At 48.1% G+C, this 14,422-nt stretch carries 6 protein-coding genes and 1 tRNA gene; 6 read left to right on the plus strand and 1 reads right to left on the minus strand.

The features are described 5' to 3' along the window. The first annotated feature begins 31 nt into the window (after window positions 1-31). Both DXD65_RS12805 and secDF read left to right on the plus strand, forming a co-directional pair. The gene (locus DXD65_RS12805; RefSeq protein WP_009037630.1) at window positions 32-2,116 is read left to right on the plus strand and encodes a M3 family metallopeptidase; all 2,085 of its coding nucleotides are present in this window, start codon (window positions 32-34) and stop codon (window positions 2,114-2,116) included. A gap of 83 nt (window positions 2,117-2,199) precedes the next feature. After that, complete coding sequence (secDF, locus tag DXD65_RS12810; protein ID WP_008662577.1) at window positions 2,200-5,199, plus strand: protein translocase subunit SecDF; 3,000 nt, start codon at window positions 2,200-2,202, stop codon at window positions 5,197-5,199. A gap of 65 nt (window positions 5,200-5,264) precedes the next feature. Here secDF and DXD65_RS12815 read toward each other — a convergent pair. Then, a tRNA-Arg gene (locus DXD65_RS12815) sits at window positions 5,265-5,336 on the minus strand. 165 nt (window positions 5,337-5,501) lie between these two features. Here DXD65_RS12815 and DXD65_RS12825 point away from each other — a divergent pair. From DXD65_RS12825 to DXD65_RS12840, 4 genes are all read left to right on the plus strand, one after another. Then, the gene (locus DXD65_RS12825) at window positions 5,502-7,349 is read left to right on the plus strand and encodes a 2-oxoacid:acceptor oxidoreductase subunit alpha (protein ID WP_009037628.1); all 1,848 of its coding nucleotides are present in this window, start codon (window positions 5,502-5,504) and stop codon (window positions 7,347-7,349) included. A gap of 99 nt (window positions 7,350-7,448) precedes the next feature. Further along, window positions 7,449-8,453 (plus strand): 2-oxoacid:ferredoxin oxidoreductase subunit beta, encoded by a 1,005-nt coding sequence (locus DXD65_RS12830; protein WP_005834397.1) that lies wholly within the window; start codon window positions 7,449-7,451, stop codon window positions 8,451-8,453. A gap of 629 nt (window positions 8,454-9,082) precedes the next feature. Next, entirely contained in the window at window positions 9,083-12,463 is a 3,381-nt protein-coding gene (locus DXD65_RS12835) for a SusC/RagA family TonB-linked outer membrane protein (protein WP_034532661.1), read from the plus strand. A gap of 31 nt (window positions 12,464-12,494) precedes the next feature. Next, complete coding sequence (locus DXD65_RS12840; RefSeq protein ID WP_008662569.1) at window positions 12,495-14,177, plus strand: SusD/RagB family nutrient-binding outer membrane lipoprotein; 1,683 nt, start codon at window positions 12,495-12,497, stop codon at window positions 14,175-14,177. The last annotated feature ends 245 nt before the right edge of the window (window positions 14,178-14,422 follow it).

Below are 14,422 nucleotides of genomic sequence, written 5' to 3' on the forward strand. Positions count from 1 at the left end.
TAATACTTAAACATTTAATACTTAGAAAACAATGTTCAAAAAATGTATTCTAATTTTAGCAGCAAGTTGTATGATGTACTCCTGTGCCACCCAGACGGAAAGCAATCCGTTCCTTACTGAGTTTCAAACACCCAATGGCGTGCCTCCATTCGATAAAATCAAGTTGGAGCACTATGAACCCGCATTCCAGAAAGGTATAGAAGAGCAGAACGCCAATATCCAAGCCATCATTGACAATACGGAAGCCCCTACTTTCGAAAATGTCATTGTTGCCCTCGACAACAGCTCTCCCACCCTGGACCGTGTAGGCGGTGTATTTTTCAACCTGACGGAGGCCGAAACTACCGATGAACTGACAGCCCTTTCCATGAAACTGGCTCCGACATTGGCCGAACATGAAGACAACATCTCCCTCAACCAGGAGCTTTTCAAGAAAGTGGATGCTGTCTACAGCCAGAAAGATGCTCTCGGCCTGACCCGCGAACAACAAAGGCTGCTGGAAAAAACCCATAAGAAATTTATCCGTTCCGGTGCCAATCTTCCGGCCGACAAACAAGCCTGTCTGCGTGAAATCAACAAGCAGCTTTCCACACTTGGAATCACGTTCAGCAACAACATCCTGAACGAAAACAACGACTTCAAGCTTTATGTAGGAAAAGAGGAAGACCTCGCCGGACTTCCCCAATGGTTCCGCGAAAGCGCCATGGCTGAAGCCCGTGCCACCGGACAGGAAGGCAAATGGCTGTTTACCCTCCATAATGCAAGCCGCCTGCCTTTCCTCCAATACTCCGCCAACCGGCCGCTACGCGAACAGATGTACAAGGCCTACATCAACCGCGGCAATAACAATGACAAGAACGACAACAAGAAAATCATTGCCGACATCGTACGCCTGAGACTTGAAAAGGCGCAACTGCTGGGTTTCGACTGTTACTCCAACTTTGTATTGGACAATACAATGGCAAAGAATTCCACCGCCGTGATGGACTTCCTCAACAACTTGTGGAGTTATGCACTCCCCAAAGCAAAAGCCGAAGCAGCCGAACTGCAAAAGCTGATGGACAAGGAAGGCAAAGGAGAGAAACTGGAAGCATGGGATTGGTGGTACTACACCGAAAAACTCCGTAAGGAGAAATATAACCTTGAAGAAGAAGAGATTAAGCCCTACTTCAAACTGGAAAACGTACGTGAAGGCGCCTTTGCCGTTGCCAATAAGCTCTATGGCATCACGCTGACAAAGCTCGAAGGTATCCCCGTCTATCATCCCGATGTAGAAGTGTTTGAAGTGAAAGCCGCAGACGGCTCACAAGTAGGTATCTTCTATGTAGATTACTTCCCCCGTCCCGGCAAAAGCGGTGGTGCCTGGATGAGCAATTACCGCGAACAACAAGGCAGCATACGTCCATTGGTATGCAACGTATGCAGCTTCACCAAGCCCGTAGGCGACACTCCTTCCCTGCTGACTATCGACGAAGTGGAAACTTTGTTCCATGAATTCGGCCATGCCCTGCACGGATTATTGACCCAATGCCAGTATAAAGGTACTTCAGGCACCAATGTCGTACGCGACTTCGTGGAACTCCCCTCTCAAATCAACGAGCATTGGGCTACCGAACCCGAAGTGTTGAAAATGTATGCCAAGCATTACAAGACCGGCGAGGTCATTCCCGACAGCCTGATTGAAAAGATACTGAACCAGAAAACGTTCAACCAGGGTTTCATGACTACCGAGTTGCTGGCCGCCGCCATCCTCGACATGAACCTGCATAACCTGACTGATACCGAAGATCTTGATGTCGTTGCATACGAAAAAGAAGCGATGGACCAACTGGGGCTGATTCCGGAAATAGCTCCCCGCTACCGTACCACATACTTCAACCACATCATCGGCGGTTATGCTGCAGGCTACTACAGCTATCTCTGGGCCAATGTTCTGGACAACGATGCCTTCGAAGCTTTCAAGGAACACGGTATCTTCGACAAGCAGACAGCCGACCTCTTCCGCCAGAATGTTCTGGAAAAAGGAGACAGCGAAGACCCGATGACTCTCTATAAAAACTTCAGAGGAACTGAGCCTCAATTAGACCCGATGTTAAAAAATCGCGGTATGAAGTAAGATTTGTGAAAAAAAAGCTATATTTGCAGCCTTGTATGCAACAGAATTTAATTAAAAAGTAATCATAATAAACTAAAAGTAACATGCAAAACAAAGGATTTGTAAGGGTTTTTGCGATATTGCTCACACTGGTGTGTGTGTTCTATCTCTCCTTCTCTTTTGTAACTCGCCATTACACAAGTAAGGCCAAAGAGTTTGCAAAAGGCGATGTGAAAGTAGAGCAGGACTACCTCGATTCTCTGGCTAATGAGAAAGTGTATTTCGGCAATTGGACGCTGAAACAATGTCGTGAGATGGAAATCAGTTTAGGTTTGGACTTGAAGGGTGGTATGAACGTCATCCTTGAAGTTTCCGTACCCGATGTCATCAAAGTATTGGCTGACAACAAGACTGACGAAGCATTCAACCAAGCATTGGCCACTGCCGCCAAGCAAGCTACCACAAGCCAGGATGACGTGATCACCCTATTCGTCAGAGAGTATCACAAGCTTGCTCCGGGTGCTCCGCTGTCACAGCTGTTCGCAACCCAACAATTAAAAGACAAGGTAACTCAGAAATCTACCGACGCGGAAGTTGAGAAAGTATTGCGCGAAGAAGTAAAGGCAGCTGTTGACAACTCCTACAATGTACTTCGTACCCGTATCGACCGTTTCGGTGTAGTTCAGCCCAATATCCAAAGTCTGGAAGACAAAATGGGCCGTATCATGGTAGAACTTCCGGGTATCAAAGAGCCTGAACGTGTAAGAAAATTATTACAAGGTTCTGCCAATCTGGAATTCTGGGAAACATACACAGCAAAAGACGTTACTCCCTATCTGCAAGCTGCCGACACCAAGTTGCGTGCCATCGTTGCAAGCGAAACTCCGGCAGAAGAGGCAGACAGCGCAGCTACCGAAGCTCCTGCCGTAGCCCAAGCTACCAGCACAGCCGACAGTCTTGCCGCTGCTTTAAAGGGTGAAAACAAGACACAAACCGCTGACCTTGCACAAATAAAGAAAGAACACCCGCTGTTCGCAATCTTGCAAGTCAACCCCAGCGGACAAGGTCCTGTTGTAGCCTATGCCAACTACAAGGATACAGCTGAAATCAACAGATACCTTTCCATGCCGGAAGTTCAGGCCGAAATGCCGAAAGACTTGCGTCTGAAATGGGGAGTATCTCCTTATGAATATGATCCGAAAGCTCAGACTTTCGAACTTTATGCCATCCGTTCCACAGAACGTAACGGCAAGGCGCCTCTGGAAGGTGATGTAGTGGTTAGCGCCAAAGACGAATACGACCATTACGGTAAACCTGCCGTAAGTATGTCTATGAACACTGACGGTGCACGTCGCTGGGCTCAGCTCACCAAACAGAATATCGGCAAGAGCATCGCTATCGTGTTGGATGGTTATGTTTATTCCGCACCGAACGTAAACAATGAAATCACTGGCGGTAACTCACAGATTACCGGTCACTTTACTCCGGAACAAGCAAAAGACTTGGCAAACGTGTTAAGATCAGGTAAGATGCCAGCTCCTGCGCACATCGTACAAGAAGATATCGTAGGTCCTTCACTGGGACAAGCTTCCATCAATGCCGGTATCATGTCATTCATCGTAGCATTGATTCTGCTGATGGTTTACATGTGCTCTATGTACGGATTCATTCCGGGTATGGTTGCCAATGGTGCTTTGGTGCTGAACTTGTTCTTCACATTGGGGATCCTTTCCTCTTTCCAAGCAGCATTGACGATGTCCGGTATTGCCGGTATGGTGTTGGCACTGGGTATGGCTGTAGATGCCAACGTATTGATTTACGAACGTACCAAAGAAGAACTCCGTGCAGGCAAGGGTGTAAAGAAAGCATTGGCTGACGGTTACTCCAACGCCTTCTCTGCTATCTTCGACTCCAACTTGACGTCTATCATCACCGGTATTATCTTGTTCAACTTCGGTACAGGTCCTATCCGTGGTTTTGCCACTACATTGATTATCGGTATCTTGATTTCGTTCTTTACTGCCGTATTCATGACGCGTCTGTTCTATGACCATTTCATGAGCAAGGACAAACTGCTGAATCTGACATTCTCTTCCAAGATTTCAAAGAACTTGATGGCGAATGCACACTTCGACTTCATGGGCAAGAACAAATTGTGGCTGACCACTACGGGAGCTATCATAGTGATATGTATCGCTTTCCTCGCTACCCGTGGATTGAGCCAGAGTATCGATTTCACTGGTGGACGTAACTTCAAAGTACAGTTTGAGAATAAGGTAGAGCCGGAACAAGTTCGCGAGCTTATCTCCAGCAAGTTCGGCGATGCCAATGTCAGCGTTATCGCCATCGGTACGGACGGTAAGACCGTACGTATCAGTACCAACTACCGTATCGAAGAAGAAGGTAACAACATTGACTCTGAAATCGAAGCATACTTATACGAAACACTGAAACCGTTGCTGACTCAGAACATCACTTTGGAAACCTTCATCGACCGTGAAAACCATACGGGCGGAAGTATCATCAGTTCCCAGAAGGTAGGTCCGAGTATCGCAGACGATATCAAGGTTTCAGCCATCTGGTCCGTTGTACTTGCATTGATTGCCATCGGTATTTATATCCTGATCCGTTTCCGCAATATTGCATACAGTATCGGTTCAGTAGCCGCATTGGCTTGTGATACCATCATCATCCTGGGTGCCTACTCTATCTGTTGGGGCTGGATGCCGTTCTCTCTGGAAATCGACCAGACCTTTATCGGTGCCATCCTGACAGCTATCGGTTACTCTATCAATGACAAGGTGGTAATCTTCGACCGTGTACGCGAATTCTTCGGCCTCTATCCGAAGCGTGACAGATTCCAGTTGTTCAATGACTCATTGAACACAACTCTGGCACGTACCATCAATACTTCACTGAGTACTTTGATTGTGTTACTGTGTATCTTCATCCTCGGTGGTGATTCCATCCGCAGCTTCGCATTTGCCATGATTCTGGGTGTTGTATTCGGCACACTGTCTTCTCTGTTCGTTGCATCTCCTATCGCATATCTGCTGATGAAGAACAAAAAAGGTACCGAACCAGCTGTAGAAGTAGCCAAATAAGAATTTGGACAAAAAACTATAAACTAAAAAAGGAGGAAATCCGAAATGGATTTCCTCCTTTTTTGTAGTCTCGCCGGGAATCGAACCCGGATCTAAAGTTTAGGAAACTTCTATTCTATCCGTTGAACTACAAGACCTTTTGCATAGATTCTGCATATTGCAGTAGATTGCGGATGCAAAGATAATGTATTCTGTCGATTTTCCGAAAAAAGTTTTGTTAATCCGATTAACTTTACGAAATTTGTCGGTCAGTGATAGAATACAGTAACCCCCAAAAATTAATCTATAGTAATTCGTAAGTTATGGCAAACGACATGATGGTCAAAGAACTGGAGCAAGTGGTAGTCCGCTTCTCCGGAGACTCCGGCGATGGTATGCAGCTCGCCGGCAACATCTTTTCAACAGTTTCGGCTACCGTGGGCAATGATATCAGTACATTCCCCGACTATCCGGCAGATATCCGCGCCCCGCAAGGCTCACTCACCGGTGTTTCCGGTTTTCAGGTACATATCGGTGCAGAGAAAGTCTATACCCCAGGTGACAAATGCGACGTATTGGTAGCGATGAACGCCGCCGCACTGAAAACCCAATATAAGTTTGCTAAATCCACTGCTTGTATCATCATCGATACAGATGCTTTCCAGAAGTCAGACTTGGAAAAGGCCGCTTTCAAGACCGATAATCCGATAGAGGAAATGGGTATTAAGCAGGATGTCATCGCCGCCCCCATCTCGAAGATGGTGAAAGACTGCCTTGCCGACACCGGAATGGACAACAAGTCCATGCTGAAATGCCGCAATATGTTTGCAGTAGGCCTGGTATGCTGGCTGTTCAACCGCGATCTGAAAATAGCCGAAGATTTCATCCGCGAGAAATTCGCCAAAAAGCCCGAAATTGCCGGGGCAAATATCAAGGTCATCCATGCAGGATATAACTACGGACACAACACCCATGCTTCCGTAGCCCATACATATAAGATTGAAAGTAAGACTACCGTTCCCGGCAGATACATGGATATCACGGGGAACAAAGCAACTGCTTACGGTTTCATCGCCGCAGCTGAAAAGGCTGGCTTGAAGCTGTTCCTCGGCTCCTATCCCATTACTCCGGCAACCGATGTACTGCACGAACTCTCCAAGCACAAGTCTCTGGGCGTGATGACCGTGCAATGCGAAGACGAGATTTCCGGTTGCGCCACTTCTATCGGCGCCGCTTTTGCAGGTGCGCTGGCTGTGACCTCCACTTCCGGTCCCGGTGTCTGCCTGAAATCGGAAGCTATGAACCTGGCAGTCATTACAGAACTTCCGCTGGTTGTGCTCGACGTGCAACGTGGCGGTCCTTCTACCGGTCTGCCCACCAAGTCAGAGCAGACAGACTTGTTGCAGGCATTGTTCGGCCGCAACGGTGAAAGCCCAATGCCCGTCATCGCCGCCTCTTCACCCACAAGCTGTTTCGACGCAGCCTACATGGCAAGCAAAATTGCACTGGAGCACATGACCCCGGTCGTATTGCTGACCGACGGCTTTGTTGCCAATGGCTCCGGCGCCTGGAAGCTGCCCAAACTGGCAGACTATCCCGCCATCACCCCTCCCTACGTGACTTCCGAAATGAAGGACAACTATACTCCGTACAAACGCAATCCCGAAACAGGTGTCCGCTATTGGGCCATCCCCGGACAAGAAGGCTATATGCACATCCTCGGCGGTCTGGAGAAAGACAGCAATACCGGTGCCATCTCCACCGATCCCGAAAACCATGACTTGATGTGCCACCTGCGTGCCGAGAAGGTTGCCAAAATCCCCGTACCTGATGTAGAAGTGCAAGGCTGTGCAGACGATGCCGATTTGCTGATTGTCGGTTTCGGCGGTACATACGGCCACTTGTATTCGGCCATGGAAGAGATGAACAAGGCAGGCAAGAAGGTTGCCCTCGCCCACTTCACTTATCTGAATCCGCTCCCCAAGAACACGGAAACCGTTCTGAAGAAGTACAAGAAGGTGGTAGTTGCCGAACAGAATCTCGGACAATTTGCAGGTTATCTACGTATGAAGATAGACAACTTCACCCCGTACCAGTTCAACGAAGTCAAAGGACAACCGTTCGTCGTTGCCGAGCTGGTCGCAGCGTTCAATAAATTAATTGATAATTGACAGTTGACAATTGATAATAACCATGCGTAATATGCGGATTATCAATGACCAGCCACCAATTATCAACTATCAATTATCAACTATCAATTAAAAAAGATTATGTGCGAATATACAGCAAAAGACTATAAAAAAGGACAACCCCGTTGGTGTCCGGGTTGTGGTGACCACTTCTTTCTGGCTTCACTGCACAAAGCAATGGCAGAAATCGGCAAAGCTCCTTGGGAGAATGCCGTCATCTCAGGTATCGGCTGCTCCAGCCGTCTGCCCTATTACATGAATACGTATGCGATGCAGACCATCCACGGACGTGCTGCTGCCATCTCTACAGGTGCCAAGGTTGCCAATCCCAACCTGACGGTATGGCAAATCTCCGGCGACGGTGACGGTCTGGCCATCGGCGGTAATCACTTCATCCACGCCGTACGCCGTAACATCGACCTGAACATGATTCTGCTGAACAACCGCATCTACGGTCTGACCAAAGGTCAATATTCTCCGACCTCTCCACGTGGTTTCGTCAGCAAGTCGTCTCCCTATGGTACGGTAGAAGATCCATTCCACCCGGCAGAGCTTTGCTTCGGTGCCCGCGGCCGTTTCTTTGCCCGCGCGGTAGCTACCGATGCTCCGGGGACAGTGGAAATATTGAAGGCAGCCATGGCTCACAAAGGGGCTTCCGTTTGCGAGATTCTGCAAAACTGCGTTATCTTCAATAACGGTACGCATGACTCCGTAGCCAAAAAGGAAGACCGCGCCAAGAATGCTATCTACTTGAAACACGGCGAACCAATGCTCTTCGGCGAGAACAACGAATACGGACTGATGCAGGAAGGCTTTGGTCTAAAAGTCGTGAAACTCGGTGAGAACGGCATTACAGAGAAGGATATCCTCATCCACGATGCCCACTGCATGGACAACACCCTGCAACTGAAGCTTGCCCTGATGGAAGGTCCCGACTTCCCGATTGCACTCGGTGTTATCCGCGATGTGGAAGCTCCTACTTACGACGATGCTGTTCATGAACAAATCGAAGAGGTGTCTGCCAAGAAGAAGTATCACAACTTCGAGGAGTTATTGATGACGAATGATACGTGGGAAGTAAAATAAACCACTAAGATTTATTAATATCATGTTTGCACGAAACAAATAAGGTGCAAACATGATATTAATTTCCTAAAAGTAAGAGTACCTCCCTATCCTTTCTCTCCCAAACATAGATACTTATTACGCCAAACATGCAGTTCTTCCATCAAGAATAACTATATTTGCCACAGTAACCATAGTAGTCACATTTTGAAAGTAATTCTCTGATTTATACTGGCTTAATATCAATCTCACAAACCGCAGGCTGATAGCTCTTTCGTTCGAGTAATCCTTCCCGGATAAAGGTCAAAAACACTCCCACCCTGAAAAAAAATGCAACCACTGCAACTGCACCAGATTTTATTGTAGTGATAGAGCATACCTCCGATGAACAAGGCTACCAATAAGGGTCGACAACAAGACTTCAAGGGAAGAGAGGGAAATTGTGGAATACCTACTGTGGATTTTTTCCACATCTCCACACCACAAACACCCGAACTTCCCTTTTTCCCGATAGAAAATAAGCAATTGATTATCAACATTATTCATCCTTAAAAGGATAGTCTGCCTTTCGTTTGGCATACCTCTTGCTAAAATATCTGCCGAAAGGACGTAACATTTATAATAAGATAAATCAATTATTTTTCAGTAGTATGAAAATCAGGATGAGAAAACGGTGTGACATTCCACATTCAGCGTCGCACTTCCAAAAAAGTTTGATTATTGCAAGTTGGTTATTAACATTTCTTTTCACCGGAACAGCCTTTGCACAAGAGAACCGAACCATTACAGGCATTGTAAGAGATGTAACGGGAGAACCGCTTATCGGTGCCAGCGTCATACAGAAAGGCACCAACAACGGCGTCATTACCGATGTGGACGGCAACTTCACACTGACCGTTCCTGCAGATGCAACACTCTCTATCGCTTACATGGGCTATGCTACTCGGGAGATAAACCTGGCAAAACGAAAAAAGCAAGGCGACCTGAAGATTACACTCAGCGAAGATACCCAGCAACTGAAAGAAGTCGTAGTAACGGCAATGGGTATCAAAAAAGACACGAAACGTGTCGGCTATGCCATCAGTACCATCAGTGCAGACGAATTGGTAAAGGCAGGAGCACCCAACTTTGCCTCTGCCATGTACGGTAAAGCACCGGGAGTCCGCATCACACAGACACAAGGCGGTTCTGCCGGAGCTGTCTCCATCAACGTACGCGGACTGACTTCCATCACTGGAAATAACCAGCCACTCATCATTCTGGACGGTGTACCCATCCGCAACGGCGGCACGGGTAAAAGCACGGACTTCGCCGAATTTGGCAACGACGGACAAATCCGTTCCAATGGTCTGGTAGACATCAACCCAGAGGACATCGAGAGCCTCAGTATTCTGAAAGGAGCTTCCGCCACAGCTCTCTACGGCTCGGAGGCTGCAAACGGTGCGGTAGTCATCACTAGCAAGCGCGCCAAAAGCGGCAAGCTGACGGTGGACTTCAATGCCCAAGTCATGGCAAACTTACCGGCTTATCTACCAAAAGTACAGACCGTATACGGGCCGGGAACCTACAACACCGCATACAGCGATTATGAGAAACAGACGGGAGGCTTCTATCAGAGAACCCTAAACGGACAAAGCTACAAAAGCCTCCGTTCCACCACCTTGTCCTTCGGCCCGAAATACGACGGCAGCGAGGTACTTTACTGGGACGGGAAGATGCGCCCCTACCAGGCACTGACCGACAACCCGTGGAAAGAGTTGTTTCGCACCGGCTGGACCCAGACTTACAATCTCGCCATCTCACAAGGGACGGAAACCACCAGCAACCGCTTCTCCTACACATTCATGGACGAGATTCCCAATGCCCTGACCGGAAGCTTCACCAAACACAACTTCAAGCTGACCGGTTCGTATCAACTGGCGAAACCGCTGAAACTGGAATACTCCCTTAACTACATCGTACAGAATGTAGAAGACCGCCCGCAAACCTCGCTCAACCTATACAGCGGTTTCGGCAACATGTTCTCCACCTTCCTGGACATTCCCTATCTGAAACAAAGTTACGTCACCAGTCTGGGATACCGTAATACCTTTGTCGGAGGAAACGCCACGCTGACTCCTGAGGAATCATGGGCCTACGACCCCAGTTACGCCACCGGAGTGAACAACATGCTGTGGAATATGTACCATCACCATAGCGACGAGACAGAGAACCGGCTCATCGGTATGATTCGCCCCACCTGGCAGATAACCAACTGGCTGAGTCTGCGCGCCCAGGTTTCAACTGATATCACAGATGTGAAGCAAACACTGAAATATGAAAGCGAACAACCCAATTCCCTATACGACCCCAACGGTAGCTTCCAGTCCATCAACCGCCGTTACGACATTGTCTATGGAGATGTTATGTTGAACTTCAACTATAATATCAACCGCTTCGACATTGCCGCCACCGTAGGCTGGACCGGACGCTACGAAAATATGAACAATATCAGGGTCTCCACCAATGGCGGGCTTGTCACGGAAAACTGGTTCGACCTCAATGCCAGCCGCTACACGCCAAGCAGTACCCTGCAACGTATGGAACTACTGAAAACCGGCTATATGGGTACACTGAGCCTGGGATGGGACAACTATCTATTCCTTGAACTGACCGGACGCCAGGAACGCTCGTCTACCCTAAAAGACCAAAGTTTTTTCTATCCTTCCGCCAATCTGAGTTTCCTCTTCACCCAAGCCTTCCACATGCCGTCATGGTGGAACTATGGAAAACTGCGCCTCTCATACGGTATCGTAGGAAATGCTCCTGAAACCTATACCGCCAATATCGTCTACGAGCAAGGTTCGGACAACGGATTCACCTGGAACACCATTCCCTCTTCATGGGGGAATGCAGATATCCGTCCGGAAAAGAAGTACGAATACGAGATAGGTCTGGAAAGCAAGTTCTTAAACAACCGGTTGGGTATAGATGTATCTTACTACAACAACCGTGTAAAGGACCAGATACTCTCCACGCCGCAACCTTCCACATCAGGCGTAAAGAATGTGTTGATGAATGTGGGCGAGGTAGCCAACCACGGCTGGGATATATCAATCAGTGCCACTCCCATACTGACCAGAGATTTCCGCTGGGACCTGACAGCCAACTATGGTGTATATAAGAACAAAGTAGTGAAACTGGCCGATGGAGTGCCCTATCTGGAAATACTCAACTCCGGAGGTAGTGGAATAAAAATACAAGCTGTGGAAGGCCAGCCAATGGGTGACATCTATGCGCAGGTTCCCCAGGTGAACGAAAACGGTGAGTACCTCGTTTCCGATAAAGGTCTTTACCTCAACCAAACCGAATTGCAGAAAGTCGGCAACATCAATCCGGCAGGCGTAGGAGGTCTATTCAACTCTTTCTCCTACAAGAATGTATTCCTCGATTTCAGTATCGACTTCCGCATCGGAGGAGATGTTATCAACGAAATGAACCAATATGCCACCGCAGTGGGTCTGACACCCGAATCCCTGAAGTACCGTGATACGGAACACGGCGGACTATCCTATTACTATCCGGGCGACAACAATTCCAGCGGAATTCCGGTACAAGTAGACCCTTCCACGGGTGTCGGCCCCAACGGAGAGATAATCTACCACGACGGCATCATTCTTCCGGGTGTAGTGGCCTCCACTGGCGAAAGAAACACACGTATCATTCCGGCAGGCTATTACTACAACACCACCTATAATTGGGGAACGGAGGCCGAACAGCTGACATACCGCCATTCGGTATTCGACAATTCTTATGTCAAACTGCGTGAATTGACCATCGGCTACCAATTTCCCGAAAAGATGATCTCCAAACTGGGACTGGGCCGGCTGAGTGTGTCGGTCTTCGGACGTAATCTCTTCTACTTCTACAAAGCACTGAAAAACTACGATGCGGAGTCGTCCGTCGGAACATCCTGGGCCAACCAGGCTACCGTGGGAAGTTCTACCACAGCTACCCGCAGTTTCGGTGTTTCACTTCGTGCAAGTTTCTGACAAAACAACCATCCAAAAAACAAAAAAGAGTATGAAAAAGACAAAGATATTATCTCTTGTTTCATTGGGAGCATTCCTCCTGACAACATCAGGCTGTACGGATTATGACTTCGACAGCAAATACGAAGACCCCTCCAAAGTAACCCAAGTCACCATCAGTAATCTGATGGTAGGAGTCTTCCAAAAAGTAAAGGACTATGATGTTTACGAATACAACCGGTTCTTCGGATTCGATTCACAGTTTACGGGCAAGTATGCACAAACCTTCGGCTACTCCAACACTACGGATATGTATACCCCCGGCTATATACCCGCTATTGACGGACAGTGGGACAATGTGTATTCGGCACTGGCCCAGTTCCGTAAGCTGGAATCTCTCTACGAGGAAGAAAGCGCGGCAGAACAAGCCCAGGACGAGGCATTCTATCTTGCCGCCAAAGTACAGTTGTACGATTTCTTTGCCGCCACAGTGGACGTTTTCGGGGATATGCCTTTCTCGGAAGCTTGTACGCTGCCGCTTACCAACGATGTAGGTAAATCGTATGCTCATTATGACAAGGCCGAGGATATTTATAAAACCATTCTTGATGAGCTCAAAGAAATTGCTCCACGGTTCCGTTCCATCCCCACACCGAGGAACTTCAATACACAAGACTTTATCAACAACGGGGACATGGACAAATGGGAACGCTATGCAAACTCCTTGCGACTGCGCCTTGCCATGCGCGTAGCCGCGCAAGGAGACTTGCAGGCGGAAGGCCGTACCGCCATCAAGGAAATCCTGGAAAATCCGTCAGCCTATCCGTTGATAGAGGAACAAGAAAACAACATTCTCATTGTCAACCAGAAGTCTGGGCAACTGAACTTCACCGCAGGCCACGGACTGGGTGACTGGGTAACTAACCGACTTGCTTCGGGCGCCATCATCGACCGCATGCTGGGCCATGGCAACTATGATATGACCAGCAATGACCCACTGAGCGGCGTTTATGTGAAAGGAGAAGACGACCCGCGCATCCTGCTCAACTTCAATCCCGTGAAGATTACCAACCAAAACACCGGTCAATTGGACGAACACCGTTATCTGGGCACAGACCTTACCGTGGCAGATGAGCTGACGGAATATTACAACTCGCAGGCACAAGACGAAGTCAATACCAGCAACACCGGTTTCTCACAAATCACGCAGAAAGGTTTCTTTTGGGAAAACGATAAATTCGACATGCTGATAATGGCCTCACCCGAAATCCATTTCCTGAAAGCGGAATCCTATGAAATGGGGTATGGAGTGGCAAAGAATGAAGCAAAAGCGGAAGAAGAGTTCAAAAAGGCTGTCAGCCAGTCCATCACGCTTTACTACTATTACGACTCGGTAAGTACGGGTGAAAACGCACGCCGGTATAATGCCCCCACTGCCGAAGAAACAGCCTCTTTCGCTGCTGCCAAATGGAACAGCACGGAATATGCAGACAAGCTGGATGCTATCATTACCCAAAAGTGGCTGCATTTCGGTTTCCTAGCCAGTCGTGAGGCATGGAGTGATATCCGACGTACCGGCTATCCGTCCGGCCTGGCCTTCCCCGAAGTGGCCGGTACCATCACAAATGTGCCGAACCGCTGGAGATACCCGAATACGGAAGTCAACTACAATCCCTACTATAAAGAGGTGTCAGCCGAAGACACTTACTACCACAAACTGTTCTGGGCAAAATAAGGACTTTGTTCGCAAACCCATTTTGCCCGAAGAGTATATCATACTCACCACAGAATAACACGGATTAACACAGATTGCCTTAGGAGTTCTGATAATAAAGAGCTTTTAGCAGTGTTAATCCGTGTTATCCTGTGGTGAGTATGTATTTGCCCCCTCTGTTTCTTTTATTCCGAACAGTATCCCTCCTTTTTTAGAAATCTTAAGGATTTCCCGGTAGGGAGATTGCGGGAAACCACTGTCTTTAA

It is taken from the genome of Bacteroides sp. 4_1_36, assembly GCF_003466325.1.
Classification (GTDB): domain Bacteria; phylum Bacteroidota; class Bacteroidia; order Bacteroidales; family Bacteroidaceae; genus Bacteroides; species Bacteroides uniformis.